This window comes from Thalassospira sp. A3_1 (assembly GCF_017744215.1).
Taxonomy (GTDB): Bacteria; Pseudomonadota; Alphaproteobacteria; order Rhodospirillales; family Thalassospiraceae; genus Thalassospira; species Thalassospira lucentensis_A.
Map to the genome: position 1 here is coordinate 104,904 of NZ_JAGHQQ010000005.1, position 16,779 is coordinate 121,682.

General features: G+C 56.4%; 12 protein-coding genes. 6 read left to right on the top strand and 6 right to left on the bottom strand.

Annotation, left to right across the window (positions count from 1 at the left end; all coding sequences use genetic code 11):
* Positions 1-2 precede the first annotated feature (2 nt).
* Complete coding sequence (locus J7395_RS18605; RefSeq protein ID WP_209223115.1) at positions 3-1,118, bottom strand: anhydro-N-acetylmuramic acid kinase; 1,116 nt, start codon at positions 1,116-1,118, stop codon at positions 3-5.
* A 205-nt stretch (positions 1,119-1,323) separates the two neighbouring features.
* Here J7395_RS18605 and tyrS point away from each other — a divergent pair, with 205 nt between their 5' ends.
* Positions 1,324-2,577 carry a tyrosine--tRNA ligase gene (tyrS, locus tag J7395_RS18610; protein ID WP_062959457.1) on the top strand — a complete coding sequence of 418 codons (1,254 nt, stop codon included), beginning with the start codon at positions 1,324-1,326 and terminating at the stop codon, positions 2,575-2,577.
* 86 nt (positions 2,578-2,663) lie between these two features.
* On the opposite strand, the gene J7395_RS18615 is transcribed toward tyrS, so the two are convergent.
* Complete coding sequence (locus J7395_RS18615) at positions 2,664-6,218, bottom strand: AsmA-like C-terminal domain-containing protein (RefSeq protein ID WP_209223117.1); 3,555 nt, start codon at positions 6,216-6,218, stop codon at positions 2,664-2,666.
* A gap of 288 nt (positions 6,219-6,506) precedes the next feature.
* Here J7395_RS18615 and J7395_RS18620 point away from each other — a divergent pair, with 288 nt between their 5' ends.
* The 5 genes from J7395_RS18620 to adhP all read left to right on the top strand — a co-directional run bounded on the left by J7395_RS18620 (position 6,507) and on the right by adhP (position 13,189).
* Positions 6,507-9,476: a bifunctional [glutamine synthetase] adenylyltransferase/[glutamine synthetase]-adenylyl-L-tyrosine phosphorylase gene (locus tag J7395_RS18620; RefSeq protein ID WP_209223119.1), complete on the top strand. Its 2,970-nt coding sequence runs from the start codon at positions 6,507-6,509 to the stop codon at positions 9,474-9,476.
* Between the two features lie 130 nt (positions 9,477-9,606).
* Complete coding sequence (gene bcp, locus J7395_RS18625; protein ID WP_209223231.1) at positions 9,607-10,071, top strand: thioredoxin-dependent thiol peroxidase; 465 nt, start codon at positions 9,607-9,609, stop codon at positions 10,069-10,071.
* Positions 10,072-10,311: 240 nt separating this feature from the next.
* Positions 10,312-11,082 (top strand): hypothetical protein, encoded by a 771-nt coding sequence (locus tag J7395_RS18630; protein WP_062952107.1) that lies wholly within the window; start codon positions 10,312-10,314, stop codon positions 11,080-11,082.
* A gap of 139 nt (positions 11,083-11,221) precedes the next feature.
* On the top strand, positions 11,222-12,040 hold the full coding sequence (locus J7395_RS18635; RefSeq protein WP_097052354.1) for a ferritin-like domain-containing protein: 819 nt from the start codon (positions 11,222-11,224) through the stop codon (positions 12,038-12,040).
* Between the two features lie 126 nt (positions 12,041-12,166).
* On the top strand, positions 12,167-13,189 hold the full coding sequence (gene adhP / locus J7395_RS18640) for an alcohol dehydrogenase AdhP (protein WP_209223121.1): 1,023 nt from the start codon (positions 12,167-12,169) through the stop codon (positions 13,187-13,189).
* A gap of 85 nt (positions 13,190-13,274) precedes the next feature.
* On the opposite strand, the gene J7395_RS18645 is transcribed toward adhP, so the two are convergent.
* The 4 genes from J7395_RS18645 to J7395_RS18660 all read right to left on the bottom strand — a co-directional run bounded on the left by J7395_RS18645 (position 13,275) and on the right by J7395_RS18660 (position 16,743).
* A complete protein-coding gene (locus tag J7395_RS18645; protein WP_209223123.1) occupies positions 13,275-13,907 on the bottom strand; it encodes a glutathione S-transferase family protein in 633 nt (210 codons plus the stop codon).
* A 100-nt stretch (positions 13,908-14,007) separates the two neighbouring features.
* Positions 14,008-14,529: a methylated-DNA--[protein]-cysteine S-methyltransferase gene (locus tag J7395_RS18650; RefSeq protein WP_247742277.1), complete on the bottom strand. Its 522-nt coding sequence runs from the start codon at positions 14,527-14,529 to the stop codon at positions 14,008-14,010.
* Positions 14,530-14,531: 2 nt separating this feature from the next.
* Positions 14,532-16,058: a DNA-3-methyladenine glycosylase 2 family protein gene (locus J7395_RS18655; RefSeq protein ID WP_209223127.1), complete on the bottom strand. Its 1,527-nt coding sequence runs from the start codon at positions 16,056-16,058 to the stop codon at positions 14,532-14,534.
* An 82-nt stretch (positions 16,059-16,140) separates the two neighbouring features.
* A complete protein-coding gene (locus J7395_RS18660) occupies positions 16,141-16,743 on the bottom strand; it encodes a nucleoside deaminase (protein WP_209223129.1) in 603 nt (200 codons plus the stop codon).
* Positions 16,744-16,779: the final 36 nt, after the last annotated feature.

The following is a 16,779-nucleotide window of genomic DNA, read 5'->3' on the forward strand; positions in this document are numbered from 1 at the left end:
GATCAGGCGGCCTTTTTGCTGTGATAGAGCTTTCCACCCCGGCACGGTTCCGGCACACCGGTTGTCCCCGGAAAGCTTAGCGGCAGATCGCACAGGTGGCGCACGGCAAGATAGCCAAAACATTCGGCTTCTAGCGCATCGCCATCCCAGTCAAGTTCATCGACAGATCGCACCGGCACGCCGAGCCGATTGTTTAATTGCGCCATCAGATAGTTATTATGCCGCCCGCCCCCGCAGACAAACCATTGCAAGGGGGCTTCGGGCAGATGATTAACGCCTGCGACGATTGCCGCCACCGTGCATTGCGCCAGTGTTGCCGCCCCGTCGGCAACGCCAAGTTTTGCCTCGGCCACCAGCCCATCAATGCGGAGCGCCATATCCTCGCGATCAAGTGATTTGGGCGGGATGCGGTCGAAATACGGGTCTTCGAGAAATCTGACTTCGATCATCGGGTCCGGCAGGCCGGATGCGGCGGTTGCACCATTCAGGTCAACCGGTGTGCCGGTATGGCGCAGCATCCAGTCATCAATCCGCGCATTGCCGGGGCCGCAATCAAAGGCCAGCAGTTCCTCGTCCGGGCCGATCCATGTCACATTGGAAACACCACCGATATTCAGCACCGCAACCGGCATATCAACACCGGCACTTTTCATCAGTGCCGCATGATAAACCGGTGCCAGCGGTGCCCCCTCGCCCCCGGCGGCAACATCGGCCAGCCTGAAATCGGCGACAACCGGAATGCCGGTTTTTTCGGCCAGCATATCGGGTGTGCCGATCTGGCGCGTGATCCCCGATGCCGGTTCATGAAACACGGTCTGTCCATGAAACCCGATCACACCGATTTCAGATGGTGAAATCGATGCACGATCCAGCAGCATGTTAACGGCATCAACATGCACAAGCGTCAGATCGTCGGCCACGACATGTTCGGTATTGGTGGCACTGCGATTGCCAAAGCAGGCGCGCATGCGTTCGCGCAATTCGGGGCTATAAGGCACGAAAACAGCATGACCGGTGCGCCGGACTTCGACGCCATCGGTTTCAATCAATGCCGCATCCACCCCGTCAAGGGATGTGCCGCTCATCATGCCGATGGCCTTGATCCAGCCGGTTGTCATTTTGTACTCCATTCCCGTATGCGTTTTTGCGTCTGTCGGTGCCGCAAGAGCGCAGATTAAGCCCGATTTATCGCGAAATCGTTACCATGCATAGCAAACAGGGCGTCGATGCGTTGCCGTGGGGATATTTTCTGTGCTAGATCATCGCGTCCGCCCTTTGGGGTGCTCGTATTTTTACACTCACAACCAACATAGCGCAAAAACCATGACTGAACTGAAGTCTGATTTTCTCCGCGTCATGAATGACCGCGGTTACATCCACCAATGTACTGATCTTGAAGGGCTTGATGCCTATGCGTCAGAAAAAAAGGTGGTGTGCTATGTGGGCTATGATTGCACCGCAGACAGCCTGCATGTCGGGTCGCTTGTTTCGATCATGATGCTGCGCTGGTTGCAGAAAACCGGCCATAAGCCGATTGTCCTGATGGGCGGCGGTACGACCCGCGTTGGCGATCCGACCGGCCGTGATGATGCCCGCCCGGTTCTGACCGATGAAATCATTGCCGCCAACATGGCCGGGATCAAAAAGGTCTTTCAGCAGTTCCTGACCTTTGGCGATGGCCCGACCGATGCGGTCATGGTCAACAATGCCGACTGGCTGGACAAGATCAATTACATCGAATTCCTGCGTGATTTCGGTCGCCATTTCTCGGTCAACCGGATGCTGAGCTTTGATTCCGTCAAGCTGCGTCTGGAACGTGAACAGTCGCTGAGCTTCCTTGAATTCAACTATATGATCCTGCAGGCCTATGACTTTGTCGAACTGCAGCGCAAATATGGCTGCGTTCTGCAGATGGGCGGTTCGGACCAGTGGGGCAATATCGTCAATGGCGTCGAGCTTGGCCGTCGCGTGGATGACAGCGCGCTGTTTGGCCTGACCACGCCGCTTATGACCACCGCATCGGGTGCGAAGATGGGCAAGACGGCATCGGGTGCTGTCTGGCTGAACGAGGAACGCCTGTCGGCCTATGATTATTACCAGTTCTGGCGCAACAGCGAAGATGCGGACGTCATCAAGTTCATGCGCCTGTTTACCGAGCTGTCGCTTGAACAGATCGAAGAATACGCAAAGCTTGAAGGTTCGGATATCAACGAAGCCAAGAAGATTCTGGCATTCGAAGCCGTCAAACTGTGCCGCGGTGAAGAAGCCGCCCTTGCGGCAGCGGAAACCGCACGCAAAACGTTTGAGGAAGGCGTTCTGGCCGATGATCTGCCGACTGTCGAAGTTCCGAAATCGGAAATCGAGGCCGGTATTCCGGCATTTGATCTGTTCCGTCGTGCCGACCTTGCCAAATCGGGCGGTGAAGCACGTCGCCTGATCAAGGGTGGCGGGGCCAAGATCAATGACGAGAAAGTCGATGATGAAAACATCACCATTGGCGGTGATGCGATCAATGCAGATGGCGTCATCAAGCTTTCGGCGGGCAAGAAGCGCCACGTTCTGATCAAGCCGGTCTAAGCAGGTCGCGTTCAAACACGTGCTAGAATACAAAAGGCCCCGGACATTTCCGGGGCCTTTTTGATGTTGTCTGTACCCTGCCGTCCTTAACCGGGTTCGGCCCCGGTGATCAGGTTGCGGAACACGCCGGGCACAAAGGTCGATAGCGGATTGACCGTGACTTCCGGGTCTTCAAGCGCACCTTCGATGGTATAGGTCGGGGCGAAAATACCCCCGCCTTCCTCGCCCACCAGCAAATCGCCCAGAAGCGGGATCGCGCCAAGGGCAGAGTTCAGCGAATAGATCGGCACGATTGAGCCGGCCAGACGGATTTCGGATTTGGCCAGATCAATCGACCCATTGCTGGTGACGCCAACCGCCGATCCGTTGGCGGCGAATTTGCTAAGCGAGAGCACATCATTGGCATAGGTGAAATCGCCGTTCAGTTCGGAAAACGCAATCCCATTCCCGCCCAGCACATCGGCAAGCCCGGTCAGGGATGCCGCGCCGAGCACGCGGGCGGCAAGCGGTGCGTTCACCGCACGGAAGGCGGTAATATTGACCTTGCCGGTGAAGGGTTGCGACCATGTGCTGTCATCGACCGTCCCCTCGATGGTCAGTGCCCCGCCCAGCAGGTTTTCATAAAGATCGACCGCACGCAGGAATTTGCCTGCATCGTCGCTGGTCAGGCGAACGTTGCGCGTTTTCGGGTCCTTGCGTTCGACCTGGGCAAAGACATTGGTCCGATCCCCCATCGTTCCGTTCAGGACCAGACCATCCCATTCGTCACCAACAACGTGAATTGACCCGTCAATTTCATCGATCAATTCACCATTGGCCATGATCAGCTGATCGATGGACAGGAAGATATCGGTCCGCCCGCCGGTCCGGGATGCGTTTTGGCCGATGCCACCGCTATTGGGGCTTTCGGCGGGGCCGGGGTCGCGCGGGGCATCGTCATCACCGACAAGCCATGGCTGGGCATCGGCCTGCCGGGCGTTGATTTCAATTTCGCGGTTTTCGCCCGTCTGATGCAAAAGGATCGATCCATCGCGCAGAACCGGACGTTCGCCCTTGATCAGGAAGTCGGCTGCTTCGAGACGGATGTCCATCGCATCGAAATCCCCCGCCGGGTTTGCCGTTTTTTCCGAACCGTCCGTTGGCTTATCTTCGACAAACGGACGCAGATCAAACTGCTTGCCCTTCAGATCGACCAGAAGTTTGCCGCCCTGATCAACCGTAATGGCGCCTGCAATCGCAAGGTTTTCTCGGAAGCGCGTATCGGCCAGATTAACCGTGAATTTATCCGCAATCGGGCTATCTCCGCGCCAGCGCCCCTTGGCCTTGGCGACCAGTTCGGGTGCCATCAGATCAAAGGACCGGACTTCGCCCGCGCCATTGGCCTTGACGGTCAGATCGAACGCAAGGCTGGCATCCTGCCCCGGCGTTTTATGATAATCGACCATATCAAGCGCAATATCAGCCGCAGACAGGCTGGTCTGCGCCTTGATGGCGACCTCGTTGCTGCGCAGATGTTCGATGGTGACCTTGCCGGTCGCGACACCGCTCAGATAGGGATCAGCGGCAAAACCGACCTGCTCCAGCGCGGCGAGATCAAGATCGCCTTCAAGGTCATAGTGGCTGATGACGGGGGTATCATCGGCAAAGCTTTCGACCCATTTGATGTTGGTTCGTCCCTTGCCAATTGCGGCCTCTCCCGACAGTTCGAGCCCCTTGGTATTGACCTGCAATTCAAAGGTGCCATCGGAAATATCAAGATCGCGGAACGCATCGGTAATTGCGGCATTTTCGATGCGTGAAGCGGCTGCGACCTCGACATCATCAAACGACAGATCCTTTAACAACGGGAAATGCAGCTTCACACGGGTTGCCTGTTCACCTTCGATCTGTGCCGGATCGATACCGAGCTGTGTGGCAAAACCAAGCGGTTCTTCATCGATCATTTCAAGCGCATTGCGCGCACCACCATGGGCGACGATTTCGAAATCGGCCATTTCGCTGTCGGTATCGAGCTGCGAGAAAACAAGCGTTGCCTCGTCAACGACGATGCCGTCGGCTTCGCCTTCATTAACGAAGATGCTGAAGCTTGACTGATCAAACTCCGCCCGGCCGCCTGCGCCCAGAACCGATGGCATATCGCCAAGGTAATGAACGGTAACGCCGGTCATGTTCATTTCGCCGTCCAGATGATCGACAACGATATTGCCGGTTTCATCCTGATGCAGTCTGGTGCGCAGTTCGGCCTGATGAACGATGCCCTCGGTCAGGTTTTCAACCACCCATGTCCGCGCATTGTCGCCAACGGTTTCGGGCCACAATTGCGGCAGGTCGTTGGTCCGGACGTCGGTTGCCGTGGCGGTGATATCGATGGCCCACTGGCCAAGCGGATTTATTGCCTGCCCTTTCAGGACAGCCGCGGTTTCGCCAGCTTCGATCCGGACATCGTCAAAGCTTAGCCGACCGGGTACGAAGCTTAAGCCCACCTTGCCGCCGGTGACGTGATAGGCCGCAACCATTGGGGCGGGCAGATCGACCCGGCCCACACCAAGGTCAAGATCGGTGCCAAGCTCGATCACACTGCCATCCGCGCCAAGCTTTGCCGTAAGCCTGCCGGATACCGGGACATCCACCCCGGCCAGATCAATAAACGTATCCGATATGCTGGTCAGGTTTGACGGGATGACTTCGCCAATATCGGCCACCATGTCGATTTCCTCGACCCGGCTGTCATATTCGGCCGTAACATTGACATCGGTTGATACCAGCCCGGCATTGACCTTCATCGTTGCTTCGGCGTGAATGCCCATCGGTTTGCGTGACAGACGGATATCGGCAGACGGTGCCGCCCAGACAAGATCAAGGGCCTCGTCCCATACTTGAAGATCCGCGCCAGATACGCCGAAGCTTTCGAAATAGGCGGCGGCGGGAAAATCGGCCATCTCGCCCGACAGGATCGCGACAATTTCGCGCATGGCCGCACTGCCATCGCGAATACCGCGTTGCGCATCGCTAAGCGATTGATCGGGTTCGGTCCCGGTGCCTTCCGATGGCGACGGCAGGGGCATATTCACGCCCGGCTGTTCGGCATTGTTGCCGCTGGCATCACCGGATGCCGGGGCGCCCGGATTGCTTTGTGCCGGTTGTGGCGCTGTTTCGGGTTCGGTGGGATCAGGGACTGGCAGGGATTGCGGCGTGGTTTCGGCTTCGGCCTGCCCTTCGGGATTATACCCGATATCGATCTGGCCGTTGGCGTGCCGGACCAGACGCAATTTCGGTGCGATCAGGTTCAGTTCCCGCAGGGCCAGAACCCCGTCAAACAGCGCCTTGCTGGAAAACACCACGTCGGCCTCTGGCACATGAAGCATCTCACTTCCTACCCCGTCGCGCACCGAAACATCCTGAAGACGGATATCAAACCGTTCTTCCCATCCGCGCCAGAACAGGACCATGTCGCCGACTTCGAATTTGGTGTCACCGCTGCTTTCATTCAGTTCGGCAACGACATAAGGCACGAGACGATGCAGGGAAACCGGGCCCTGCGCGATGCGCCAGACCAGAACACCGGCGAAAACGCCGACAAACAGGATCACGGCTGCAAGAAACAGCCCACACCAGCCAGTAAAGATTTTGATGCGACGCACCTGCCTAAAGATCCCGAATTTGCGATGCCATGAATGACATTTCCAATCAATGTAACAACGCCGTCAAGCCAATGATGTTTCCCGGCCTGCGAAAAACCCAATAAATGTAAACTGATACTGTTTCCCTGTCCCCTTTTTGGTATCGTCGGGGGCATAAGGAAACCTTTCCGTGTCATGTCGCGTGCGTGGCCGGATGCCGGATATATCCTGCGTTGCGTCACGAAGCCAAGGGATAGCCCGGTTTTACGTCCAAGAGCAATAACAAGAGCAACACAAGGAAAGCAAAAAGTGTCTCTTTCCTGGATTACGCCAGATCTGCCGAAACCCTTCGATACCGATCGTTGCAATAACGGTTTCGAAAGATGGTCTGCGCTTGCCGATCGCCCCGCTTTCGAGAATCTCGCACAACAGATTGGCGATATTGCGGCCAACAAACCGAAACGCGACGTTTTGGCGGCGATGTTTGGCAACAGCCCTTATCTTGGCAATCTGTGTCTGCGCGATCCCGATATCATCTGTCTGGTGTTTGATCAGGGACTTGACGTGGCCTTTGACGCGGCCCTTGATCCGGTGCGCAAAAGTGCGGACGCAGCCCAGACCGATCAGGCGACAACCATGATGATGGTGCGCAAGGCAAAACGCCGGGCGGCCCTTGTGATTGCGATGGCCGATATCTGCAGGGCGTGGTCGCTTGATAAAATCACGGGCGCGATTAGCACCACCGCCGAAGTGACCCTTGAATTTGCACTGGCCCATTGCCTTTCGGCGACGGCAAAGCAGCGCAAATTCGACCTGCCCCATCCCGACGATCCGTTGCGCGATTGCGGGATCTTTGCGATTGGCATGGGAAAGCTTGGCGCCAAAGAGCTTAACTATTCATCCGATATCGACCTGATCTTCCTTTATGATCAAGAGGTTGTCACCTATATCGACCCGGACCGTTTGCAGCAGGATCTGGTGCGGATGGTGCGCGATGTCACGCGCATCATGGAAGAACGCACCGGCGACGGCTATGTTTTCCGCACCGATCTGCGCCTGCGCCCCGATCCGGCATCCACCCCGCCGATCCTGTCGATGCTGGCGGCTGAAACCTATTACGAAACGGTCGGGCAGAACTGGGAACGTGCGGCAATGATCAAATCACGGATCGTTGCAGGTGACAAGAAATCAGGGGATATATTCCTTGAAATATTGCGCCCATATGTCTGGCGCAAGCATCTTGATTTCCTTGCGATCCAGGATATTCATTCGATCAAGCGCCAGATCAACGCCCATAAAGGCGGCAGCAAGGTCGTTATTCCCGGCCATAACATCAAGCTTGGCCGGGGCGGCATTCGCGAGATTGAATTTTTCGCCCAGACCCAGCAACTGATCTGGGGCGGGCGGGCCGTTGCGTTGCGTTGCAAGGCGACCTGTGATGCGCTTCGCGAACTGACCAAATTCGGGCAGGTGTCCGAACAGGTGCGCGATGAAATGCTGGCGGCCTATGAGTTTCTGCGCACGGTCGAACATCGTTTGCAGATGACAAACGACCATCAGACCCAGACCCTGCCTGAAACCGAGGAAGGGTTGCATGCGCTTTCGACCTTCCTTGGCTATGACACGCTTGATGTTTTCAAGGCCGATCTTTTGCATCACCTGCGCAAGGTCGAAAGCAATTATGCCGAATTGTTCGAAGATGATATTCCGCTTGCAGCAGCGGATGGAAACCTTGTCTTTACCGGCACGGAAGATGATCCTGAAACACTTGAAAATTTGCGCCAGATGGGGTTCGAGAACCCGACAAATGTTTCGGTCACGGTGCGGGGATGGCATCACGGGCGGTATCGCGCCACCCGGTCACGACGCGCGCGTGAAATCCTGACCGAACTGATGCCGACCCTTTTGAAGGCATTGTCGCAAACCACCAATCCGGACATGGCGTTTCGGGCGTTTGACGAATTCCTCAAAGGTCTGCCTGCGGGGGTTCAGCTTTTCTCGCTGGTGACGGCGAACCCGGAATTGCTGGAACTTCTGGCACAGATCGCGGGCACAGCCCCGCGCATGGCCAAATATCTTGGGCGCAATGCCGGGGTGCTTGATTATGTCCTGATGTCGGGTTTCCACGACGAACTGCCCGATGCCGACACGATGCTGGATGAGCTTAACACCCGGCTTGCGCGCGAGAATATGGTCGAAGACTGGCTTGATACCGCACGGCGCTGGGCGAATGATCAGAAATTCCGCATTGATGTCCAGACCATCCAGAACCGCCATACTCCGCATCAGGCAGGCCGGGCCCTTGCCGATGTGGCCGATGTGGCCATTCGGGCACTTTTCCCGCGGATTGCCGATGATTTTGCGCAAAAGCATGGCAAATTTGATGACGGCGGGCTTGCCGTCTTTGCGCTTGGCAAACATGGCGGGCAGGAACTTTCGCCCGGTTCCGACCTTGATATGATCTTTGTCTATGAGGTGCCAGAGGATGCCGAGGAATCAAATGGCGAAAAGCCGCTTAGTCCCGGCCATTATTACATCCGGTTAAGCCAGCGTTACATCAACGCCCTTTCGGCACCGACAGCAGAAGGTGTGCTGTTTGAAACCGACCTTCGCCTGCGCCCCAGCGGCAACAAGGGGCCGCTTGCCACCCATTTCAAAAGTTTCGAGGCCTATCAGCTTAACGAAGCCTGGACGTGGGAGCATATGGCGCTAACGCGCCTTCGTGCGGTTTATGGCCCGCAAGCCCTGTGTGACAGGGTTATGGAAACCACCAATGCGGTCCTGCAGAAAAAGCGCAATCCCGATGATCTGCTGCGCGATGTTTATGACATGCGCAACCGCATGGATGCGGGCAAAGGCGACAGTCATCCCTGGGCGATCAAGATGCGGCGCGGCGGGCTGGTTGATCTGGAATTCATTGCACAATATCTGCAACTGGCACATGCGCACACCCATCCCGAAATCCTGTCCCCGACCACGCGCGAGGTGTTCAAAAACCTTGGTGCTGCGGGCATTCTGGAAGCCGAGGAAGCCACATTCCTTGCCAATGCCGGGTCGTTCTGGCTGGCACTGCAGGCGATCCTGCGCCTGACGACCGAGGGGCCGTTTGAGCCGAAAAATGCCAGCACCGATTTGCGCCGCATGCTCGCACGGGCCGGGCAGTGCGATGATTTTGATGCGCTTCAGGTCAAGCTTGATGAAACGGCAACACGGATCAAGGCCGTCTATGACCGACTGATCACCGAACCGGCAGAAAAACTTCCGCCACGTTCGGAATGACCAGAGTGATCCGGATGAATTGGCAATGCTTATAAGGCTTTGTAATTTGGTACGCAGATTTTGGCGAAACTTCCTGACATGGCTTTCCGAAGCCGGTCAGGAACGCGACACTTTGAACAAGGATAAAGAAATGACGCTTGATGTTGGTGACAAGGCCCCCGATTTCGACCTGCCGACCGATGGTGGTGGTTCGGTCAAATTATCGGACCTTAAAGGCAAACCGGTGGTGATCTATTTTTATCCCAAGGACATGACGCCGGGCTGCACCACGGAATCCTGCGAGTTTCGCGATGCCGAACCCGATTTCAGTGCGGTCAATGCCCAGATCATCGGCATTTCAAAGGACAGTGCGGATCGCCATGACAAGTTCAAGGCCAAGCATGATCTGAACTTTATCCTCGCATCAGATGAAAACAGCACGACCTGCGAGGATTACGGCACCTGGACGGAAAAAAGCATGTATGGCAAAAAATTCATGGGAATCGAACGCAGCACCTTTGTCATTGATGGTGAAGGCGTGATCCGCAATGTGTGGCGCAAGGTAAAGGTCAAGAACCACGTCGCCGAGGTTCTTGCCGCCGTCAAGGCGTTGTAATTTCCAGCCCTGCCCTTACGAACAGGACCGGTCGGACCAAAATCCGGCCGGTTTTGCATTTTTTGTAACGGTTAAAAGAAGATAGTTTTCAAACACCTAATAAACCACAGGCTTATTCAATATATTGCCTTGCCTTGTTTATCGGGCTAAGAATCCGGATATGGGAGTTATGGGTGTAGCGATTTTGCACTTCCTGGCGTATGGCGAATGACCGGGCAACCGGCAAGGCAGGATATAATAATGAGCAAGAATGTTATCGATCTCGACGATCAGATGCTCGCCGATTTCCGTGATGAAGCGAACGACATCGTCAACAGCATTGGCGTGCATCTTCAGAATGCGCGCAGCAAGGCCGATCCGGCGATCCTGACCGCGATCCAGCGCGAGATTTTCAATCTTCGTTACAAGGGCAAGTCGGTCAATGCGCCGCTGGTCAATCTGACAAGCCACCGTCTTGCGGATTATGCCACGACATGCCGCGAACTGACCGAAGAGGCGATTGCCGATATTCAGGCCTTTGTCGACAAGATCGAAGGGCTGCTGGATGGTGACATGTCCGGTGGCGGTGCTGATTCAGCCGAATTCGTGCGTGAACTGCCGTCAAAACGTGCGCCTGACATTGACCCGAACTGGCTAAAAAAAACCAATGTCGAAGCCCTTCTGGTTATTCCGCAGCGTTCCATGTCGGCCATTGTCGAACGCGAACTGGCGGCCTGCGGCTATCGCAGTTCGGTCACGCAAAGCTCGTTCGAGGCGATTGAACTTGCCGTGCGCACCCGCCCGGATTTCATCATTGTTGCCAAAACCATCGATGAACTTGGCGGTGTCGATGTTGCCAATGCGTTGCAGGCCATGCCGAAAACCCGCAACATCCCGACCGCCGTTCTGACATCGGATGCGCCGAACCACCCGTCCCTTCAGGACCTGCCATGCAGGACCGCCATCATCCGCAAAGGCCCGGCCTTTGGCGAGGATCTGGCCGAGGCACTGGCGCGCTTTAACATTACCTGATCGACAGACCATACCGTTTTGACAGGGCGACCGTGATTTTCCGGTCGCCCTTTTTCGTGTCATCAGTATGCCGGGATTGACCCGCCTTGGCGCACATGGCACAGAAAGCCGGTAATCCTTCATGTTCCGGAAACAGCCCATGTCCCGCCTTACCCTTGCCGAAGCCGCCAAACGTGCCCTTATGACGGCGGACGCCACAGAAAAAGCCGATGTCACCGCCGAAATGGCGGCGATGTGGCGTAATGGCGAGATTACCGAGGTTGGATCAACCGATCTTCCAGACCGCCCGGGCCGCCCGGCAAAGCCCGAACTGCTGCCGCCCAACAAAATGCCCAAGCGTAAAAAGGGCAGCGTTCAGGGGCGCATCGGGCTTTTGCATGCGCTGGCGCATATCGAACTTAATGCCATCGATCTGGCGTGGGACCTTTGCGTGCGCTTTCCCGAAGCCGACATGCCCAAGCATTTTCATGATGCCTGGGTTCAGGTCGCCGATGACGAGGCGCGTCATTTCAAGATGATCAACAAACGTCTGGGTGAAATGGATGCGGCCTATGGCGATTTGCCGGCCCATGATGGCCTGTGGCAGACATCGATGGATACGGCCTATGACATTCTGCCGCGTCTTGCCGTGGTGCCGATGGTGTTTGAGGCGCGCGGCCTTGATGCCACCCCGCCGACCATTGAACGGCTGCTGTCGCATGGCGATACCGAAAGTGCGCGCATCCTTAAAATCATCGCCCATGATGAAATCGCCCATGTCGCGGCGGGGCGTAAATATTATGAATATGTCTGCGATCAGCGCGGCCTGCCCTATTACACGACATGGCATGACATGCTGCGCAAACATTTCCGCGGGCCGCTGAAACCACCCTTTAACGACGAAGCCCGATATGAAGCCGGAATGCCACCCGACTATTATCAGGACTATGTTCTGGAGCTTCCGGGCGAGGATGAATAGTCGGCTTTTATCGCGTTCCTTGATGCAGCGCAAAGTTTAGAACCCCAACAGCCTATACCCTTCCTGCGCGCTTAATGCATGCCCGCATTTTCGGGCACAAAGTCATTCCGCAAGGAGGATACGAGCATGCCTGCTACCATGAAGGCCGCCGTTGTGCGGGAATTCGGCAAGCCATTGTCGATCGAGGAAGTCACCGTTCCCAAAGTCACGCCCGGCAAAATCCTTGTAAAGATCGAGGCATCCGGTGTTTGCCATACCGACCTGCACGCTGCCGAAGGCGATTGGCCGGTCAAACCAAACCCGCCCTTTATCCCCGGCCATGAAGGTGTCGGCATTGTTGCCGAAGTCGGCGAAGGCGTTACCTCGGTCAAGGAAGGCGACCGGGTTGGCGTGCCGTGGCTGCATTCGGCCTGCGGGCATTGCCACCATTGCATTACCGGTTGGGAAACGCTTTGCGATGAACAACTTAATACCGGCTATTCGGTCAATGGCGGCTTTGCCGAATATGTTCTTGCCGACCCGAACTATGTCGGCCACCTGCCCGACCCGCTTGAATTCGGTAATGCCGCACCGGTGCTTTGCGCCGGGGTTACCGTTTACAAGGGGCTTAAGGAAACCGAATGCAAGCCAGGTGAAACCGTTGTCATTTCCGGCGTCGGCGGGCTTGGCCACATGGCCGTGCAATATGCCAAGGCCATGGGCATGAAGGTGATTGCGGTTGATATCAGCCCGGAAAAACTGAAACTTGCCAAGGACCTTGGTGCTGATTGGGTTCTGAATGCCAAGGAAACCGATGTGGTTGCCGAAGTGCAAAAACAGATGGGCGGGGCGAACGGGGTTCTTGTGACTGCGGTTTCGAAATCCGCCTTTGCACAGGGTGTTGGTATGCTGGGCCGTCATGGCACGATGGCATTGTGCGGCCTGCCGCCCGGCAAGTTCGAGCTTGATATCTTTGACACCGTTCTGTCGCGCAAAACCATTCGCGGCTCCATCGTCGGCACGCGTGCCGATCTTCAGGAAGCATTGGAATTTGCGGGCGACGGCAAAGTGCATTCGCATTTCACCACCGAACCGATGGAAAACATCAATTCGATCTTTGACCGCATGCGGGCCGGTACCATTGATGGCCGTATCGTGATGTCGATCTGATCGATCACGATCACGGGCCCATAGCGAAACGGAAAAAGCAAAAGGGTCGCCCCATCAGGCGACCCTTTTTGTTTTATGGCGATGATTACAAGTCCAGACCGCTGAGCGGGTCTTCGCTGTAATAGCGGACCGGCACCGTGCCCCCGACAATCGCGCCAATCCGTTTGATCCAGCGATTGATCCCGTCATAGGGGGTCATATCCAGATCGGCCTCATGTGCCAGATGGGTGTAGGCATAGATTGCGATGTCCGCGACCGAATAGCGGGCATTTGCAAGAAAATCATGATCGCGCAAATGCCGGTCAAGCATGCCTAAAACCTGTGTAGCCTTGGCCCGGCGCAACGGCAGTTGCCCGGCATTCCGGTCATTCTTCCCCGTCAGGTTCCAGTAACGAAGGCAGGCTATGGTTGCCTGTATATAATCGGTTTCAAAAAACAGCCACTGGCAGACCTTGGCGCGTTCATAGGCGTCAGAGGGCAAATAATCCGTTCCGTCCGCCAGATAAAGCAGAATGGCGTTGGATTCAGCAATACAGCGCCCATCATCAAGTTCCAGTACCGGAACCGCCCCCGCCGGGTTCATTTCATAGAACGCATCGGTATGGCTTTCGCCGGTAAAAATCGAAACCCACTGTGTCTGATATTCACGGCCAAGATGGGCGCAAAGCTGTCGTATCTTCCACGCGTTTTGTGATCCGGCGTAATCATGAAGCTTCATCAGATGATACCTTTCAGACAAGGAAATAGCGTTCCGGCACATGATCCGCCGGTTGGCATTCGCTAAAATTCGGGATTATCGGGAATCAGAACCTAAAGGATCAGGCGGCTTTCGTGGCCATCGCCGCCTCGTGATCGAGCAGCCAGCGTTTGCGATCAAGACCACCGGCATAGCCGGTCAGGGTGCCGTCCGATCCGATCACCCGATGGCACGGCACGATGATCGATACCGGATTCAGCGCATTGGCACGTGCCACCGCCCGCACCGCTTTGGGATTGCCAAGGATATCGGCCTGCCCGGCATAGGAGCGGCTTTCGCCGCTGGGTATGGCAATCAGGGCATTCCAAGCTGATTTCTGAAAATCGGTGCCGATCATCCGGATATACGCCATCGGCAAGGGCATGAGACGACCGGCAAAATAACCATCCAGCCAGTCCGTGACCGATTTGGGGGCAACGCCGCCTTCGTGCCAATCGACATTTTTAAAACGTCGCGTCTGGATCGTGTGCAGGCGGTCATCATTGTTTTCGAAATCCAGATGCACAAGTTTGCCATCCACCATCGCAAGGCTGAGTTTGCCAATCGGGCTGTGATAGCGGGCAATGTCGATGCGGGTTGTCATGATCATTTCCCTTTCTTTGGTTTCGGCTGGGGCTTCGGCGCATGTTCCGCCTCAAGTGCCGACCACAGATATTGCGCGGCATAAGCCCGCCACGGACGCCAGCGTTCGGCATGCAGTTCCAATGGTTTGGGTTTTGCCGGGCCCCCACCAATTTCAGATGCCTTCAGGATGCCAAGGTCCGCCGCCGGGAAGGCGTCCGGGTCGCCAAGCCCGCGCAGGCCGAAATAATTCAACGTCCACGGGCCAATCCCCTTGGTCGCGGCCATTTCGGCCAAGATGTCATCGCCCGATTTGCGGTCACTGTCGGGATCGGCAAACAGATCGATGATATCGGCAAGTGTCTGGGCGCGGCGGCTCGTAAGCCCGATTGAGATCAGATCCTGTTGTTGCAGGGCGTCGGGTTTCGGGAACAGATGGGTGATGCCCGTTCCGGCAATCAGGTTTTCAGGCAGAACCTCGGCAAAGCGTGCCACCAGTCGCCCGGCCAAGGTACGGGCGGCGGCAACCGATACCTGCTGGCCCAATACCGCCCGGATCGCCAGTTCAAACCGGTCCCAGCATCCCGGCACACGCAGGCCGGGGCGTTTATCGACCAAGGGACGCAGCAATTCATCATCGGCAAACAGGGCCGTGATCGAGGGCACATCGGCATCAAGATCAAACAACCGCCGCACCCGGCCCCCGATTTCAAGAACGGCATCACGGGCCGGACCGCGCAGGATGACTTCCACACCGCCCTGATCGCTTGCAAACCGGCATATCATCAGACCGACGGCATCACGGATGCGAAAACCGCGCGCATAGGTACGGTCGCCCACCGCCTCCAGCCCCGGAATGGCGCGCGCCCGGAAGAATGTCAGAAGGTATTCGGCATCAAAGGGTTGGCGCGCGCGCAGGCGCAGGATCAGATCGTCGCTTTTGGGCGCGAAGGGATCATTATCGTTTTTATCCGATACAGGTTCGGCCTTTATGCCGCGCCGGAACGCGGTCGGTGCGTGGCCATAGGCGGTTTTCATCGCATCATTAAAGCGGCGCAGACTGCCGAACCCGGCAATATCGGCGATTTCGGTCATTGACAGGTTGCTGTCGACAATAAGCTGGCGGGCACGCAGCAGTCGCCGTGCCTTGGCATGGTCCTGCGGGGTGACGCCGGTATGTTCCTTGAAAATACGGCGCAGATGCCGATCCCCGACGCCAAGCCGCCCGGCAAGCTGTTCGACCGATCCGGTTTCAAGGGCGCCTTCCTCGATCAGCCTTACCGCACGGGCAACGGTGGCGTGAACCCCGGCACTGGCGGGGGAGCCGGGGGCGGCTTCGGGGCGGCAGCGCAGGCACGGGCGGAACCCGTGGGCAATTGCCGCCTCGGCACTGGGATAGAATTGCACATTCACGCGCTTTGGCGTGACGGCGGGGCATATCGGACGGCAGAAAATCCCGGTGGTCAGAACAGCGGTATAAAACCGACCGTCAAACCGACGATCCCGGGCCTTTAATGCGTGATAGCAGATATCATCATTGAGCTGTTCCATGCCCGGCAGTCTAGCAGATCACGCAGATAAAACTCGCCAGATTCGGACTCAAACGTGAAAGTGCCAGATCGCGCCCGCAATCCTAGTTCAGCGGAATATCGTTTGTGCCCTTGCCATCCTGATACTGATCGGAAAGTGCATCATATTGCGCGGCAATCGATTTTGCCTTTTCAAGCCATGGCGCGCGGTCAGCTTCGGGCAGGTCGGCGATCATGGCCATCATGGAATGGCTTTGCCAGAATGCGTTGGATTTGTTGTATTCCCCGGCATCAAGGGTGAAGACCTCTTTGAGGATTTTAAGGTCATGGGGGATTTCAAACGCATCGCGGGAATCCTCATAGCTGAAGAAATAATAGAAATTATCAAACCCGGCCCAGGTGATCGCCGAAAGGCACATCGAACAGGGTTCATGCGTTGACAGAAAGATCAGATCCGACGTTGCGGGGCGCGCATCAGAAGGCATTTCGTAAAACCGTTTCAGGCAATGGACTTCGCCATGCCAAAGCGGGTTTTCGGTTTCGTTGTTGGTTTCGGCCAGCACCAGCGAATGATCGGATTTGCGCAACAGGGCCGCCCCGAAAATCTTGTTTCCAGCCGCGACGCCCACACGGGTTTTGGGCAGGATATCATTTTCAAGTGTGGCAAACAGAGTGGCAAAAAGGGCGTTTTTGTCTTCGCGTGGCATATAGGCGGTCCCCGATGAAATGTATGATGCTTTTTG